Source organism: Fundidesulfovibrio sp. (assembly GCF_058402725.1).
Genome location: NZ_JBZVFJ010000022.1, coordinates 18138 through 33089, shown reverse-complemented (window position 1 = coordinate 33089; position 14952 = coordinate 18138). Strand labels below are relative to the sequence as shown.

General features: G+C 65.3%; 16 protein-coding genes and 1 other RNA gene. All 17 read right to left on the bottom strand.

Annotated elements, in window-relative coordinates; genetic code table 11:
* Nucleotides 1-68 precede the first annotated feature (68 nt).
* Nucleotides 69-1025 carry a UbiA-like polyprenyltransferase gene (locus ACV4UX_RS04990; RefSeq protein WP_491592219.1) on the bottom strand — a complete coding sequence of 319 codons (957 nt, stop codon included), beginning with the start codon at nt 1023-1025 and terminating at the stop codon, nt 69-71.
* On the bottom strand, nt 1022-2287 hold the full coding sequence (tyrS, locus tag ACV4UX_RS04985) for a tyrosine--tRNA ligase (RefSeq protein WP_491592218.1): 1266 nt from the start codon (nt 2285-2287) through the stop codon (nt 1022-1024). The genes ACV4UX_RS04990 and tyrS overlap by 4 nt, the downstream gene beginning before the upstream one ends.
* On the bottom strand, nt 2284-3066 hold the full coding sequence (locus ACV4UX_RS04980; RefSeq protein ID WP_491592217.1) for a TIGR00282 family metallophosphoesterase: 783 nt from the start codon (nt 3064-3066) through the stop codon (nt 2284-2286). Before ACV4UX_RS04980 ends, tyrS begins: the two co-directional genes overlap by 4 nt.
* Before the next feature lie 8 nt (nt 3067-3074).
* The gene (locus ACV4UX_RS04975; protein ID WP_491592216.1) at nt 3075-4019 is read right to left on the bottom strand and encodes a sialate O-acetylesterase; all 945 of its coding nucleotides are present in this window, start codon (nt 4017-4019) and stop codon (nt 3075-3077) included.
* A gap of 151 nt (nt 4020-4170) precedes the next feature.
* Nucleotides 4171-5727: a ribonuclease Y gene (gene rny, locus ACV4UX_RS04970; RefSeq protein ID WP_491592215.1), complete on the bottom strand. Its 1557-nt coding sequence runs from the start codon at nt 5725-5727 to the stop codon at nt 4171-4173.
* A 163-nt stretch (nt 5728-5890) separates the two neighbouring features.
* Nucleotides 5891-6074, bottom strand: a non-coding RNA gene (gene ssrS, locus ACV4UX_RS04965) — 6S RNA.
* An 18-nt stretch (nt 6075-6092) separates the two neighbouring features.
* Nucleotides 6093-6362, bottom strand: a complete 270-nt coding sequence (locus tag ACV4UX_RS04960; protein WP_371865501.1) for a cell division protein ZapA — start codon at nt 6360-6362, stop codon at nt 6093-6095.
* A gap of 5 nt (nt 6363-6367) precedes the next feature.
* Nucleotides 6368-6577: a cell division protein ZapB gene (locus ACV4UX_RS04955; protein ID WP_491592214.1), complete on the bottom strand. Its 210-nt coding sequence runs from the start codon at nt 6575-6577 to the stop codon at nt 6368-6370.
* Nucleotides 6578-6609: 32 nt separating this feature from the next.
* Entirely contained in the window at nt 6610-7986 is a 1377-nt protein-coding gene (gene glmU / locus ACV4UX_RS04950) for a bifunctional UDP-N-acetylglucosamine diphosphorylase/glucosamine-1-phosphate N-acetyltransferase GlmU (RefSeq protein ID WP_491592213.1), read from the bottom strand.
* A gap of 455 nt (nt 7987-8441) precedes the next feature.
* Nucleotides 8442-8873 carry a F0F1 ATP synthase subunit epsilon gene (locus ACV4UX_RS04945; protein WP_491592212.1) on the bottom strand — a complete coding sequence of 144 codons (432 nt, stop codon included), beginning with the start codon at nt 8871-8873 and terminating at the stop codon, nt 8442-8444.
* Nucleotides 8874-8879: 6 nt separating this feature from the next.
* Entirely contained in the window at nt 8880-10283 is a 1404-nt protein-coding gene (gene atpD, locus ACV4UX_RS04940) for a F0F1 ATP synthase subunit beta (RefSeq protein ID WP_491592211.1), read from the bottom strand.
* Nucleotides 10284-10298: 15 nt separating this feature from the next.
* Nucleotides 10299-11177, bottom strand: coding sequence for a F0F1 ATP synthase subunit gamma (locus tag ACV4UX_RS04935; protein ID WP_491592210.1), 879 nt, complete (start codon nt 11175-11177; stop codon nt 10299-10301).
* A gap of 18 nt (nt 11178-11195) precedes the next feature.
* Entirely contained in the window at nt 11196-12710 is a 1515-nt protein-coding gene (gene atpA, locus ACV4UX_RS04930) for a F0F1 ATP synthase subunit alpha (protein ID WP_491592209.1), read from the bottom strand.
* A 4-nt stretch (nt 12711-12714) separates the two neighbouring features.
* Nucleotides 12715-13260, bottom strand: a complete 546-nt coding sequence (gene atpH, locus ACV4UX_RS04925) for an ATP synthase F1 subunit delta (RefSeq protein ID WP_491592208.1) — start codon at nt 13258-13260, stop codon at nt 12715-12717.
* A complete protein-coding gene (locus ACV4UX_RS04920; RefSeq protein WP_491592207.1) occupies nt 13257-13823 on the bottom strand; it encodes a F0F1 ATP synthase subunit B in 567 nt (188 codons plus the stop codon). The genes atpH and ACV4UX_RS04920 overlap by 4 nt, the downstream gene beginning before the upstream one ends.
* Before the next feature lie 33 nt (nt 13824-13856).
* Nucleotides 13857-14288, bottom strand: coding sequence for a F0F1 ATP synthase subunit B (locus tag ACV4UX_RS04915; protein WP_491592206.1), 432 nt, complete (start codon nt 14286-14288; stop codon nt 13857-13859).
* A gap of 305 nt (nt 14289-14593) precedes the next feature.
* Nucleotides 14594-14935 (bottom strand): bactofilin family protein, encoded by a 342-nt coding sequence (locus tag ACV4UX_RS04910; RefSeq protein WP_491592205.1) that lies wholly within the window; start codon nt 14933-14935, stop codon nt 14594-14596.
* Nucleotides 14936-14952: the final 17 nt, after the last annotated feature.

The window sequence follows — 14952 nt, the reverse complement described above, 5'->3', positions numbered from 1 at the left end:
ATCGCGCCGGACCTGGAGGTCCGGCACGAGCGGGTGATCGAATGGTCGGGGACGCCCCTGAGGGCGGATCAGGCGAAGAGGTCGTAGAGCACGCCCAGGAAGAGCGTGGCCGCCACCACCCCGTTGAGCGTGAAAAAGGCCATGTTCAGACGCGAGAGATCGTTCTCGGAGATCAGGCGGTGCTCTATCCACAAAAGCGCCGCCACCAGCGCGAGCACCCCGAAATAGCCCCAGCCCAGCGCCGCGGACCAGCCCGCCAGGGCGAAGAGCGCCACGGCCTGCCCGTGCAGGAGCGCCGCCAGGGAGAGCGCGGGCCCCACCCCGAAGCGCACGGGCATGGAGTGCAGGGCGTGGCGGCGGTCGAAGGCCTCGTCCTGGGAGGCGTAGAGCACGTCGAAGCCCGCCACCCAGCAGGTGACGCCCAGCCCGAAGAGCACCGGGGCAAGGGCGAACTGGGGCGTCACGGCCAGCCATCCGGCCACCGGGGCCAGGCCCAGCACGCTGCCCAGCACCATGTGGCACAGCCAGGTGAAGCGCTTGGTCAGGCTGTAGAAGCCCGCCCAGGCCAGCACCACGGGCGAGAGCCACAGGCACAGGGGGTTGAGCCCCCAACAAGCCAGCACGAACACGGCCGCGCAGACGGCCACGAAGCCCCAGCCCTGGGCGCGGCTGATGGCCCCGCGCACCAGCTCGCGGCCCTGCGTGCGCGGGTTCAGACGGTCGAAGGGCTCGTCCATGAGGCGGTTGACCCCCATGGCGTAGGAGCGCACGGCCACCATGGCCAGGGTGAGCAGCGCGAAGGGCGCGAATCCCGGCCAGCCGCGCTTGGCCAGGAAAAACCCCACGTAGGCGAAGGGCAGCGCGAAGACCGAGTGCTCGATCTTCACGAACGAGGCGAACAGGGCCGCCCGCCCGGCCAGGGCCTTGAACTTCTCGCGCGAGAGGGCCTTAAGGAGCGGCGGCGGGCAGAGCCTGCCGCACGTCGGGCGGGCGCAACTCCCCTGCGCGGGGTCGGCGGCGCTCATCCGAGCCTCGCCACGCCGTAGCTCTTCTTGCCCTTGCGCACCAGCAGGAGCGTGCCGCCCGCGAAGTCGGCCTCGGGATAGGCGTAGTCGGCCCCCACCTTGGCGTTGTTCACGGTCACGGCCCCGGCGGCCAGGTCCTTGCGGGCGTTGCCCTTGGAGCTGCACAGGCCGAGTTCCACCAGCAGCGTCACCATATCCGGGATGTCCGCGCGGGAGGCGTAGTCGCGCCCGGGGGCTCCCTCTAGGGCGGCGCGCAGGGTGGCGGGGTCCACGCCGTCCAGGGCCCCCTTGCCGAAGAGGTATTCGCTGGCCTTCACCACATGCTCGGCCTGGTCGCGTCCGTGGACCATGGAGGTCATCACATAGGCCAGGGTGCGCTGGGCCTCGCGCAGGTGGGCTTTTTCCGCCACGGCCACGGCCAGGGCCTCGATCTCCTCGCGAGGAAGGAAGGTGAAGTACTTGAGATAGTTCACCACGTCGCGGTCGTCGGCGTTCACCCAGTATTGGTAGAAGGCGTAGGGCGAGGTGATCCGGGGGTCCAGGTAGATGGCGCCCTTCTCGCTCTTGCCGAACTTGGCCCCCGAGGCCGTGGTGATGAGCGGGAAGGTCATGGCGTGGGCCTCGGCCCCGGACTTGCGCCGGATGAGTTCGAGCCCGGCGGTGATGTTGCCGAACTGGTCGCCCCCGCCGATCTGCAGGGTGCAGCCCTGCTCGCGGTTCAGGTGGTGGAAATCGAAGGCCTGCAGGATCATGTAGCTGAACTCGGTGTAGGAGATGCCCGATTCTTCGCGGTCGATGCGCCCCTTCACGGAATCCTTGGCCAGCATGTAGTTCACGGTGAAGTGCTTGCCCACGTCGCGCAGCAGCTCGATGGCCGAGAGTTTCCCGATCCAGTCGAGATTGTTCACCACGTCGATGGTGGCCCCGTTGTCCGTGAAAAGCTTGAGAATCTGGGCCTTGATGCGTTCAGCGCGGGCCGCCGTGTCGGCGGGGTCGGAGAGTTGGCGCTCCTTGTCCTTGCCGCTGGGGTCGCCGATGAGGCCGGTGGCCCCGCCCAGCAGGGCCATGGGCCGGTGCCCGGCCAGGGCGAAGCGCATGAGCGCCAGCAGGGGCACCATGTTGCCGATGTGCAGGCTCTCGGCCGTGGGGTCGAAGCCGCAGTACATCACGCGTCCGGGCGCGGCCAGGTGTTCGCGCAGGGTGTCCGCCCCGCTGGTCTGATGGACCAGGCCTCGCCAGGTGAGTTCGTCGAAAACGTTCACGAAAGTCCTCCTTGCCAAGGGCGGATGCTTAGCGCCCGGCCCGTGGACTCGTCAATGGCGCACAAGGCCCCTTCCAGGCGCGCAGGGCCCTTGGCCACTTCGAAACGCACGGGAAGCCGCGTGAGGAAACGGTTCACGATACCCTGCGCGTCCATGCCGATCACGGAGTGCACGGGACCGCACATGCCCACGTCGGTGAGGGCCGCCGTGCCGCCGGGCAGGACGCGGGCGTCGTTGGTCTGCACGTGGGTGTGGGTGCCCAGCACCGCCGAGACGCTCCCGTCCAGGAAATAGGCCATGCCCTTTTTCTCGCTGGTGGCCTCGGCGTGGAAATCGACGATGCGGACCTTCACGTCGACGGGCAGGGAGTCCAGCAGGGTCCGGGCGGTCTGGAAGGGGCAGTCCACTGCGTCCATGTAGGTGCGGCCCAGGAGATTGAGCACGGCGTAGGGCGTTCCCCCGGCCGTCTCGTAGACGCGCAGCCCCGTGCCGGGCGCCCCGGCCGGATAGTTGGCCGGGCGCAGGAGCCTCGAGGCTTCCTGGAAGACGGGAAAAACGTCCTTGTGTTTCCAGGTGTGGTTGCCGCCGGTGAGCACGTCCAGGGGCAGGGCCAGAAGCTCGCGGGCGGCCTTGGCGTTGAGTCCGATGCCGCCCGAGGCGTTCTCCACGTTGGCCATGAGCAGGTCCAGCTCCAGGTCGCGCCGCAGATTGCGGGCCTGTTCCGCCAGGGCCTTGCGCCCGGGTCGGCCCACCACATCGCCCAGGAAGAGCACGTTCATCCGTCCACCTACTGCGCGAAGCGGCGGGAAAGCCAGGGCAGGAGCGCCTCGGCCCAGAGTTCGCCGTTACGGTCCAGCCCCTGGATGCAGAAATCGGCAAAACCGCTCCAGCCGGGCACCTCGCGGATCTGATCCGTGTCCGGTCCTGCCTGGGCGAGCCCCTGCCGGATGAGGGTCTCCTGGGCGCGGCGGACGGGCTGGTCCGGATACGGCGTTCCGTCCTTGTGGGAGTTTCGCGCCACGAACCAGGGGATCCCCGGCGTGACGGCGCGGGAGGCCCTGATGAGCGTTGTGAGGTTCACCAGGCTCGTCTCGCCAGGGACCTTGTTGATCACGTCCGATTCGCCCTGCTGCCAGAGCACCGCCCGGAAGGAGGCCATGCGCTGGAGTTCCAGGAGCTTTGCCGCCAGGTCGCCCGTGGCGGGGTTCCAGCGGTTGGTGTCGGTGTTGGAGACCGCCACGTTGAGGAAGCCCACCGGCGCGCCGTAACGCCGGGCCAGGATGTCGCCGCACACGACCCAACAGACGTTGGAGGTGATGCCGTCCTTGTCCGAGGGGACCAGCAGGCGCTCCAGCGAGCGGACCTCGCAGCCGCGCGTTGGGCCGAGGTCGCCGTAGTAGTCGTTGACCACCACCAGGCCCGTCTCCGAGGCCGCGGGCGCATGGCCGTAGCTGGTGCTCACGGCGTTGGACTGCCCGGCCACCAGGAAGAGCTCCCCCACGGCTGTCCGCAGGGCCGTTCGGCCAGTCGCGCTTGCGAGGACCACTCGGTAGAACCCCGGGGCCTGCCGAGAGAAACGAAGGGAGGCCACACCGTTGGCGTCTGCCGTGGCGCGGGCCTGTTCCAGGAACTGTCCCGAATCGGTGCCCAGCCGCGCGTGGACCAGTTCTCCCGGAGCGGCCCGCACCACGAAGCCGGGGCGTCCGAAGCCGTCGGAGGCGCGCTGGAACACGAAATTGTCGGGGGGCCAGACGGGAACGGGGCCTTGGGCCTGGGAAGGAAGGCAGAAACCCAACGCGAAAACGAGGACGAGGATACCGGCCCGCCACGGGCCGAACGGACGGAGGACCGCCGTCCGGCCCGTGGCGCGATGGCGGGCCATGCTATTTGGCGAAGCCCACGGCCCGGCGCTCGCGGATCACGGTGACCCTGATCTGTCCGGGGTAGGTGAGGTTCTCCTCGATGTTCTTGGCGATGTCCTTGCAGAGAACATGCGTGTTGTCGTCGTCCACGGCGTCGGAGTCCACCACAACGCGGATCTCGCGGCCCGCCTGGATGGCGTAGGCCTTGGAAACCCCTTCGAAATTGGTGGCGATGTTCTCCAGGTCTTCCAGGCGCTTCACATAGCTCGAGAGCAGTTCCTTGCGCGCGCCGGGGCGTGCGCCCGAGAGGCTGTCGGCGGCCTGCACCAGCACTGCGTAGACGGTCTTGGGGGGCACGTCCTCGTGGTGGGCCTGGATGGCGTGGGTGATGTCCTTGGATTCGCCGAACTTCTTGGCGAGATCGTAGCCGATGACGGCGTGGGGGCCTTCGATCTCGTGGTCCACCGCCTTGCCGATGTCGTGGAGCAGGCCGGCGCGCTTGGCCTTTTTCACGTCCAGCCCCAGCTCCGAGGCCATGATGCCGCACAGCGAGGCCACTTCCAGCGAGTGCTGAAGCACGTTCTGCGAATAGCTGGTGCGGTAGTGCAGCTGGCCCAGGAGCTTGACGATCTCGGCATGGATGCCGTGCACGCCCACGTCGAAGGTGGCCTGCTCGCCCAGTTCGCGCAGCTTCACCTCGAACTCCTGTTCGCACTTCTTGACGATGTCCTCGATGCGCGCGGGGTGGATGCGCCCGTCGGTGATCAGGCGTTCCAGGGCCATCTTGGCCACCTGGCGGCGGATGGGGGAGAAGGCGGAGAGGATCACGGTTTCAGGCGTGTCGTCGATGATCAGGTCCACTCCGGTGGCGGCCTCCAGGGCGCGGATGTTGCGACCCTCGCGGCCGATGATGCGGCCCTTCATCTCCTCGCTGGGCAGGGTCACGGCGGTGACTGTCTGCTCAGAGACGTAATCGCCCGCGTAGCGCTGGATGGCCAGGGCAAGGATCTCCTTGCTTTTCTTGCTGGCCTCCTCCTTGGCTTCGGTCTCGATCTGTCGGATCATGCGCGCGGCCTCGTGGCGAGTGCGGCTCTCCATCTCGGCCATGAGCACGCGCTTGGCTTCGTCGGCCGTAAGTCCGGAAATTTCTTCGAGTTTGCGCTCCTGCACCTGGGCAGCCTCGGCCAGGCTCTCCTCTTTCTCGCCCAGAAACTTTTCCTGGTGGGAGAGGCGCTTTTCCTGGGCCAGCAGGTCGGACTCCTTCTGTGTGGCCTTTTCGAGCTTCGTTTCGAGCTTGTCCAGCTTCTCCTGGAGCGAGGATTCCTTGCGCAGGAGCTGGCCCTCGCGCTCCTTGACCTCCTTCTCGTGTTCGAGCTTCTGCTTGTAGAGTTCGTCCTGGGTCTGGAGGATGATTTCCTTCTTGTGCGCCTGGGCCTCCTTGCGGGCCTCTTCCAGGATGCGCTCGGCCAGGGTTTTCGATTCCGCCAACGCCTTGGCGGAAATAATCCTGTTGAGCAGCCATCCGCCCGCGGCGCCTGCCGCCATGCCCATCACGCCGACGACGATGCTGAAGTCCATGCCGATTCCCTCTATTGTGTCACGGGCCAGCGCCCGGTATGCCGCACCGGGCCGCAAGCCCGGGGCGCGAAAACGATTCCGCCGAAGGCGGCGCAGGGAAGAGCGTAGACGGACGCGGCAGGCGCACGACGGGAGCGGGGCTCCCCAAGACTGAGGATGGCCGGGGAACCCCGGAGAGCCGTGTCGACGATCAGTTTTGAACCTTGCTTACGCAAGGGGGGCGACACTGGACGGCTTTCAGGCCACCCGCTCGAGGCGGGTTCGCACACCAGCCGTCTCGGAGCGTCACCCTTTTCAGGAGTATCGGCTCAGAAACCGATCGACGATCACGCGCACTCCAGGGAAGTATCGTCACAACGCCGGAATCACTCCGGCGGTTTTATCCTTTTCAGAATTCTGTCGAGCTTGCTTTCCATCTCGGACAGCTTCTGGTTGGCCATCAGCAGATCGTCCGCGAGGCCCAGGGCCACGAACGTCAGCAGCTTCTCCTTGCTCAGATTCTTTCCACCCGGATTGAGCAGCCGGTAGCGTTCTTCCACCAATGCCTTGGCTGTCTCCACGCGGTCCGGTTCCGCGTCGGTCTTGAACGAGAGTTCAAGCCCGAGAATGACCTTGCTGTAGCTTGGCATCGGCATTCAATTCAGATCGGCTCCTCTTGTAACTTCTTCAAGAGCTGATCCACCCGGGACAACACGGCGTCCTTTTTCTGGCGTTCCAGGTCCAGGGCCTCTTTCATCGAGGCATTCTCCTGCTCCATGGCCGCCTTCAAGGCCCTGTTTTCTTCTTCCAACGCCTTGAGACGATTCACCAGTTGCGCGATGCGCTCTTCCAAGGTGTCGATGATGTCCATATGCTAACTCCTAACCGGTTTGACAGGTGAAATCAAGCCGGGTTTTTCCTGCGCTCACGAACGATCTGTTTGCCGCGCGCGATGGCCAACGCCCCGGGCGGCACCTCCTTGGTGATCACCGAGCCCGCTCCCACCAGCGCCTCATCGCCCACCGTCACGGGGGCCACCAGCGCCGTGTTGGAACCGATGAACGCCTTCGCGCCGATGCGCGTCACATGCTTGTTCACGCCATCGTAGTTGCAGGTGATGGTCCCCGCCCCGATATTTGCACCAGCGCCGATGAAGGCGTCGCCAAGGTACGTCAGGTGACCGGCCTTGGCCCCGGGGCCAAGCACGGATTTCTTCATCTCCACGAAATTCCCCACGCGGGCGTCGTCCTCCAGCACAGCGCCGGGACGCAGCCGCGCGAAAGGTCCTGCATGGCACCCCACGCCCAGCACCGCCCGATCCAGGTGGGAGAACGAATGCACCACCGCGCGCACGCCCAGTCGACTGTCCTTCACCACGCAGCCGGACTCCACCACCGCGCCAGACTCCAGCAACGTGTCGCCCAGCAGTTCGCACGATCCGCAGATTTCGCAACCTGGCGCGATGCGAACCCTGGGGCCGATGCGCACGCTCCCGGCCTGGCGGATCACCACGCCGGAGTCGATCAGACCTTCCACGATGCGCGCCCGAAGGCACTCCTCCGCCGCCAGCAGTTCGCGGGCGTTGTTGATGCCCAGCAGGTTTTCATCCCGGCCCCGGCTCAAGGCCGAAACCTTCCCGCCTGCGCGCGCCACCATCTCCGCCAGGTCGGTGATGTAGAATTCGCCGCTCTTGTTGGCATTGGTAAGCCCATGCAGCACCTTGTCAACGGCCGACACCCGCAGCAGGTAGATGCCCGCGTTGATTTCTCCCGTCGGAAGGCCGTGCTGCGCCACGTCGAAATCCTTGGCTTCCACGATGCGCGCGCTGCCGGAGGCGTCGCGCACCACGCGACCGTAAGCGCCAGCATCGTTAAGCTCGATGGTCAGGAACGCCAAGTCCACACCAGCGGAAACGCCGTCCTCGACGAAGCCTGCCAAGTCACGCCCGGACGCCAGCGGGACGTCGCCGTTGACCACCAGCACATACTCCTCGCCGGAGGCCAGAATCTCGGCCCAGGCGCACTGCAACGCGTGCCCCGTACCCAGTTGCCGCTCCTGGAGGATGAAACGCCCGTCGTATCCCGGGTAGGCCTTTCGTACTTTCTCGGCGCCGAAACCCACCACCACGCGCACCCGTTCGCCGAACACCGGCTCCAGACCGTCCAGCACGTACCCGAGCATTGGTTCGCCCAACAGCGTGCGAAGCACTTTGGGGTCTTCGGAATACATCCTCGTGCCCTTCCCCGCCGCCAAGACCAACGCGCTGACCTTCTCGTTCATGGATGCCTCGTTTTCAGTTTGATCAAAGCCGATTGGATTTGGCACAGGCAGGGCGGCTTTTCAAGAGGAGCGCACGCACGTCAAGCGAACCAATGGAGCGAAGGGACGAAACGCTCACAGCCCATGCGCGTTGATTCATAAGGAAAGGATCTGATTGAGCCCTACGGCGTGGAAAAGATGTAAGTTCCGTGGATAATCGTTTCTTGAAGAGCGCAGAACGCGCCGATCTCCGCTCACTGTGTGAAGAGTTAAAGGTTTTCGCCTGGAGGTGGAGCCGTTCTCCTTGGACTCGCGAAGCAACAGAGGTATCCAGAAGGTCTCGCCCTGGCGCCGCCAAAGTCGTCAGCAGAGTTCCACGCCCATCGCCTCAACCGGTAGAATCCATACTACCATACAAAAGAGGGCGGCGGACTTTCGTCCGCCGCCCTCAAGTGCGGTCTGAGGCGCAGCGCGTTCTAGGCGCGGCTGCTTGTGCCTGCGGACTGGGCTGCGGTACGGCAGCTCATGCGGGCCATGGCGCGCTGGAGGGCGGCGGAGGCCCTGGCGTTGTCCACGGCTTCTTGTTGTTTGGTGATGCGCTGACGCGCGCGCTCTTCGGCGCGGCGGGCGCGTTCCACATCGATCTCTTCGGCCCGTTCGGCCACTTCGGCCAGGACAGTCACCTTATCGCCGCTGACTTCGGCAAACCCGCCGGAGACGAAGACGTAGTAGGTCTTGCCGCCGACGTTGTAGTGCAGGTTGCCGATGCCCAGAGCGGAGAGGAAGGGAACGTGGCCGGGCAGCACGCCGAACTCGCCGAGCACGCCGGGCGCTCCGACGTATTCCACGTCGGAGGACACGACCAACCGGTCAGGCGTGACGATTTCCAGGCGGAGTTCCTTGGCCATGATGCCTTACATCTCCTTGGCTTTCTGCACCGCTTCTTCGATGCCGCCCACCATGTAGAAGGCGCCCTCGGGGAGGTCGTCGTGGCTGCCCTCGATGATGGCCTTGAAGCCCCTGATGGTATCTTCCAACTTGACGTAGCGGCCTTCCTTGCCGGTGAACTGGGCGGCGACGAAGAACGGCTGCGAGAGGAAGCGCTGGATCTTGCGGGCGCGGGCCACGGTCAGCTTGTCCTCGTCGGAGAGTTCGTCCATGCCCAGAATGGCGATGATGTCCTGCAGGTCCTTGTACTTCTGAAGGATCTGCTGCACCTGGCGGGCGACGCCGTAGTGCTCCACGCCCAGAACCAGGGGGTCGAGGATGCGGGAGGTGGAGTCGAGGGGGTCCACCGCGGGGTAGATGCCCAGTTCCGCGATCTGGCGCGAGAGCACGAGGGTGCCGTCCAGGTGCGAGAACGTGGTGGCCGGCGCGGGGTCGGTGAGGTCGTCCGCAGGGACGTACACGGCCTGCACCGAGGTGATGGAGCCCTTGTTGGTGGAGGTGATGCGTTCCTGCAGGGCGCCAAGGTCGGTGCCGAGGGTGGGCTGGTAACCCACCGCGGAGGGCATGCGGCCGAGCAGCGCCGACACTTCCGAGTTGGCCTGGGTGAACCGGAAGATGTTGTCGATGAACAGCAGCACGTCCTGGCCTTCGGCGTCACGGAAGTATTCCGCGACGGTGAGGGCGGTGAGGGCCACGCGGGCACGGGCTCCCGGGGGCTCGTTCATCTGGCCGTACACCAAGGCTGCTTTGTCCAGAATGCCGGCTTCCTTGAACTCGTGGTAGAGGTCGTTGCCCTCGCGGGTACGCTCGCCCACGCCGGCGAACACGGAGAGGCCGCCGTGCTGCTTGGCGATGTTGTTGATCATTTCCATGAGAATAACGGTCTTGCCCACGCCGGCGCCGCCGAAGAGGCCGACCTTGCCGCCCTTGGGGAAGGGGATGAGCAGATCGACGACCTTGATGCCGGTTTCCAGCACTTCGACCTTGGTGGAAAGTTCCACGAAGGCGGGAGCGGTGCGGTGAATGGGCAGGAACTCCGTGGCGCCGACATCTCCGGCTTCGTCCACGGGGAGGCCCACGACGTTGATGATGCGGCCCAGGGGGGCGCGGCCCACGGGGGCCATGATGGGGCTTCCGGTGTCCACGCCTTCCATGCCGCGCACGAGGCCGTCGGTGGCGTCCATGGCGATGGTGCGCACGACGTTGTTGCCCAGGTGCTGCGCCACTTCAAGGACGAGGTCCGTGGCGTTGGGGTTGTTGGTGTTTTTCAGATTCACCGCGTTCATGATGGCGGGGAGCTGGCCCTCGGGGAATTCGAGGTCCACCACCGCGCCGATAACTTGTACGATCTTGCCTTTGACACCGCTCATGATTTCTCGCCCCCTTTATCCTTTGAGCGCTTCGGTTCCGCCGACGATGTCCATCAACTCTCTGGTGATGCTCGCCTGCCTGGCCTTGTTGTAGACAAGGGTGAGCGTGCCCACCATGTCGTCGCAGTTCCTCGTGGCGTTGTCCATGGCCCGCATGCGCGCCGCATGTTCCGAGGCCGAGGTGTCCAGCATGCCGCGATAGACCTGGACGTTGACGAACCGGGGCAGAAGTTCGGCCAGCAGGCCTTCCACCGAAGGTTCGTAGAGGTACTCCTGTTTGGTCCCGGCCGCCGGGGCGTCGGACGCCTGGTCTGCGGCCATGGGCAGGATGGTCAACTGGGTGGCCTCCTGCCTGGGGATGGAGATGAACTTGCCGAAGACCAGATTCACTTCGTCGAAGTCGCCGCGGATGTACCCGCCGATCACTTCGTTGCCCAGCTTGAGGGCAACGGAGTAGTCGAACGCGCCCATCTGGTCGCCGTAGGCGGCCACGATCTCGTAGCCGGACTTGCGAACCGTGTCGCGACCCTTCTTGCCCATGCAGACGAACTTGACCGTCTTGCCCTGGGAGGCCTTTTCCTTGGCGAGCTTGAGGGCCATGCTGATGAGGCTGCCGTTGAAGGAGCCGCACAGGCCGCGGTCGGAGGTGACCAGGACGATGAGCACCGTCTTGATCTCCTCGCGGACCTCAAGGAGCGGATGGATCTTGGGATCCGCCCCGTTGGCCAGGCCGCCCAGCATCTCATAGAACTTGTCCGCGTAGGGGCGGAAGCGTTCGATGCGCGCCTGGGCGTTGCGCAGTTTGGCCGAAGCCACCATGTTCATGGCTTTCGTGATCTGCTTGGTCTTCTTGACCGCTGCGATCTTGATCTGAACGTCTTTCAGGGATGGCATGGTTTGTCCTCCCCTGGGTTAGCCTTCAGCCCGGAAGCCCTTTTTGAACTCGTCGATGGCGGCGCCCAGGGTCTGGGTGAGGCTGTCGTCCAGGGCCTGCTTCTCGCGGATGGCCTTGAGGACATCGGACTTGGAGTTGCGCATGTAATCGAGGAACTGCTCCTCGAACTTGCGCACCGCAGCCACGGGGATGTCGTCGAGGAAGCCGCGACCGGCCGCGAAGATGACCGACACCTGCTCTTCAACGGGCAGGGGCTGGTACTGGGGCTGCTTGAGCAGTTCCACCATGCGCATGCCGCGGTTGAGCTTCAGCTGGGTGCCCTTGTCCAGGTCGGAGCCGAACTGGGCGAAGGCGGCGAGTTCGCGGTACTGGGCCAGGTCGAGGCGCAGCGTGCCGGCGACCTGCTTCATGGCCTTGATCTGGGCCGCGCCGCCGACTCGGGAGACCGAGAGGCCGACGTTGATGGCGGGCCGGATGCCGGCGTTGAACAGGTTGGGCTCCAGGTACACCTGGCCGTCGGTGATGGAGATCACGTTGGTCGGGATGTACGCGGACACGTCGCCGGCCTGGGTCTCGATGATGGGCAGCGCGGTCAGCGAGCCGGCGCCGCGGGCGTCGGAGAGCTTGGAGGCGCGTTCCAGCAGGCGAGAGTGCAGGTAGAACACGTCGCCGGGGAAGGCTTCACGACCGGGAGGACGGCGCAGAAGCAGCGACATCTGGCGGTAGGCCACGGCCTGCTTGGACAGGTCATCGTAAATGATGAGGGCGTGACGGCCGGAGTCGCGGTAGTACTCGGCCATGGTGCAGCCGGCGTAAGCCGCGATGAACTGCAGCGGCGCGGGTTCGGAGGCGGTGGAGGAGATGACGGTGGTGTAATCCATGGCGCCGTACTTGCGCAGGGTGTCCACCACCAGGGCCACCGTGGACTTCTTCTGGCCGATGGCCACGTAGAAGCACTTCACGTCGCCGCCCTTCTGGGCCAGGATGGCGTCCAGGCAGACGGCGGTCTTGCCGACCTGGCGGTCGCCGATGATCAGCTCGCGCTGGCCGCGGCCGATGGGGGTCATGGCGTCGACGGCCTTGAGGCCGGTGTACATGGGCTGGTGCACCGACTTACGGGCGATGATGCCGGGGGCCTTGATTTCGACCTCGCGGAACTCCTTCGAGGCGATGGGGCCAAGGCCGTCGATGGGGTTGCCCAGGGGGTCGATGACGCGGCCGGAAACGGCTTCGCCGACGGGCACGGAGAAGATCTTGCCGGTGCGCTTGACCGGGTCGCCTTCCTTGATGTGCGTGTCTTCGCCCAGCAGGGCCACGCCCACGTTGTCCTCTTCCAGGTTGAGCACCAGGCCCATGATGCCGCCCGGGAATTCCAGGAGCTCCATGGACATCGCGTTCTGGCAGCCGTAGACGCGTGCGATGCCGTCGCCCACGGAGAGCACGGTGCCGGTCTCGCTCATCTCGACGCGAGACTCATAATTCTGAATCTGCTGCTCGATGATCTTGCTGATCTCTTCGGCTTTGATCTGCATGGCCCTACTCACCCCTCTTGATTTGATCTTTCAACAGCTGCAGCTGGGCCCGAAGGCTCGCATCCAGGACCTTGTCTCCCACCCGCAAGACGACCCCGCCGAGGATGGCGGAGTCCACGCCGAAGTCGAGCACCAGCTTCTTGCCGGACTTCTTTTCGAGCGTGCCCATGATATCCTTCTGGCGCTTGGCGGGCAGGGCCATGGCGGTGGTGAGCTTTCCGCGCACCACGCCGCTGGAGGCGTCCAGAAGTTCGGCGTAGGTCTTCTGGATGTCCTGCACGCAGTCCAGGCGGCCCTTGTCCGCAAGCACGGAGAGGAAGTTCACCGAGAGGGGGGCCATCTTCAGCTTGGCCACCACGTCGCCGAGAACCGCCTTTTTCTCCTGCGTATTGAAGTTCGGGCTTTTAAAGAGTTTCTGGAGACCAGGCGCGGCATCCATGGCTTGGGCGAGCCCCGCGAGGTCCTTGCCGAAAGTGTCGGCGGCCTTCTCCTTGACGCCCAGGGCGAACAGCGCCTTGGCGTACCTGCGAGCGACGATGTTCCCGGTCAATTGAGCACCACCTTGCCTAAAGCGTCGTCAACGAGCTTGTCCTGAACTTCGGCCGTGAGTTTCTTGGCCAGAAGTCCCTGGGCGGCTTCGATGATCTTGTCGGCCATCTCGACGCGCAGGGCGTCGGCGGCGGCCTTAGCCTCCTGTTCGGCGGAGAGCAGCGCCTGCGACTTGATGCGGGCGGCCTGCTCCTCGGCGGCCTTCAGGATGGAGGCCTTCAGCGCCTCGCCCTGGGCCTTGTAGTCACCCAGGATCTGGGCGCGCTCGGCCTCGAGGTTCGCGATGGAGTGTTCCACATCGGCCAGACGTTTCTGAGCGGCTGCCTTGCGCTCCTCCAGATCAGCCAGCTGGTTCTCGATGGAGAGCCTGCGGCCGCCGAAGGTGCTGGCGATCTTCTTGCCCGCCACCCACCAGACCACGCCCACCACGAGAGCGAAGTTGATGGTGCGCAGGATGAAGTTCTTCCAGTTGGGCCCTTCCGCGCCGTCTGCGGAAGCCCACGCGCACGCGGCGGTCAACAGGCACACCGCCAAGGTGAAGAGTACGATCCGTGCCTTCTTCAATGCCAACCTCCTTGGACCCTTTGGGGCTGCCGGTTACAGGGCCTTGCCCAGAATTTTCGAGGCGGCCTTCTCGGCCATGCCGGTCACCCCAGCCAGCATGGTTTCAAAAGCGGCCTTGGACTCGCCGGAGATCTTGGCGCGGGCGGCCTTGAGCTCGTCCGCGGCCTGCTTGCCAGCCGCTTCCAGGATGCCTTTCTCGGCCGAAAGACCTTCCTCGCGAAGGCCGGTGCGGGTGGCGCTGGCCTGAACGCGGGCAGCCTCAAGGGCGTCCTGGTAGTTCTTGATTTTGGATTCGGCGTTCGCCGTGAAGCCGTCGATCTCTGATGCCTGGGCGGCGACCGTCCCTGCGCGCAGCTTGAGCATCCTGCGGATCGGCGCGATCAGCACCGCGTTGAGCACCACAAGGATGACCAGAAAGTTGACAACCTGCACGAAAAACCACTTGTCGAGAACAAGTATGTCCATTCACCGCCCCCTAATTGTGAATTTTAGTTCAAGCCCGGAGGGTGATTACCCGATTTCCCCGGGGCTGTCCAGAGGGTTTTCCAGGAAAGACCGCGAAAACGCACGGAAATTGAGGGGATTGAGAGGGTATTGTTATGGATTTCACGAACATCGGGGCGAGGCCCCCCGCAGCCTGCGCGTGGGCCTGCTCGCCGCCGGAACGCCGCGCGAGAGGCCATCGGACGCGGCGCACAGGCAATACCGTCTCGCGGCCGGAGTGCGCGCACCGGGTCCCGCCTGGCGGCTGGACCGGCGGACCGCCCTGGCTAGGCTTCCCCGGCCGGCGGCGTCATGCGCACCTGGCCCTCGATCACCGCGCCCTCTTCCACCGAGAGCGCCGGGGTCGTCAGCGTGCCCGTGAAGCGAGCGGTCTTGTGGAGCACCACGCGCTGGGCCGCCGTCACCTCGCCGCCGAGAGTCCCGCCCAGCACAAGCTGGCCGACGCGAACCTGCCCGGTCACAGTGGCCTCGCGCCCCACAACCAGCGTCCCCTCGGACTCCACCTCGCCCTCGAACACCCCGTCCACGCGCACGGCCCCGGTGAAATCGAGCCTGCCCCGGTAGGTGGTTCCCACGCCGAGAAAGGCGTTGATTTCGTCCTTGGCCACGGTAAGTCCCTCCGGAG

What these genes read in the sequence shown, in the direction of transcription:
- ACV4UX_RS04990 (WP_491592219.1), bottom strand. Translation starts at nt 1,025, where the DNA reads ATGAGCGCCGCCGACCCCGCGCAGGGGAGTTGCGCCCGCCCGACGTGC.
- ACV4UX_RS04980 (WP_491592217.1), bottom strand. Translation starts at nt 3,066, where the DNA reads ATGAACGTGCTCTTCCTGGGCGATGTGGTGGGCCGACCCGGGCGCAAG.
- rny (WP_491592215.1), bottom strand. Translation starts at nt 5,727, where the DNA reads ATGGACTTCAGCATCGTCGTCGGCGTGATGGGCATGGCGGCAGGCGCC.
- ACV4UX_RS04960 (WP_371865501.1), bottom strand. Translation starts at nt 6,362, where the DNA reads ATGCCGATGCCAAGCTACAGCAAGGTCATTCTCGGGCTTGAACTCTCG.
- ACV4UX_RS04955 (WP_491592214.1), bottom strand. Translation starts at nt 6,577, where the DNA reads ATGGACATCATCGACACCTTGGAAGAGCGCATCGCGCAACTGGTGAAT.
- glmU (WP_491592213.1), bottom strand. Translation starts at nt 7,986, where the DNA reads ATGAACGAGAAGGTCAGCGCGTTGGTCTTGGCGGCGGGGAAGGGCACG.
- ACV4UX_RS04945 (WP_491592212.1), bottom strand. Translation starts at nt 8,873, where the DNA reads ATGGCCAAGGAACTCCGCCTGGAAATCGTCACGCCTGACCGGTTGGTC.
- atpD (WP_491592211.1), bottom strand. Translation starts at nt 10,283, where the DNA reads ATGAGCGGTGTCAAAGGCAAGATCGTACAAGTTATCGGCGCGGTGGTG.
- ACV4UX_RS04935 (WP_491592210.1), bottom strand. Translation starts at nt 11,177, where the DNA reads ATGCCATCCCTGAAAGACGTTCAGATCAAGATCGCAGCGGTCAAGAAG.
- atpA (WP_491592209.1), bottom strand. Translation starts at nt 12,710, where the DNA reads ATGCAGATCAAAGCCGAAGAGATCAGCAAGATCATCGAGCAGCAGATT.
- ACV4UX_RS04915 (WP_491592206.1), bottom strand. Translation starts at nt 14,288, where the DNA reads ATGGACATACTTGTTCTCGACAAGTGGTTTTTCGTGCAGGTTGTCAAC.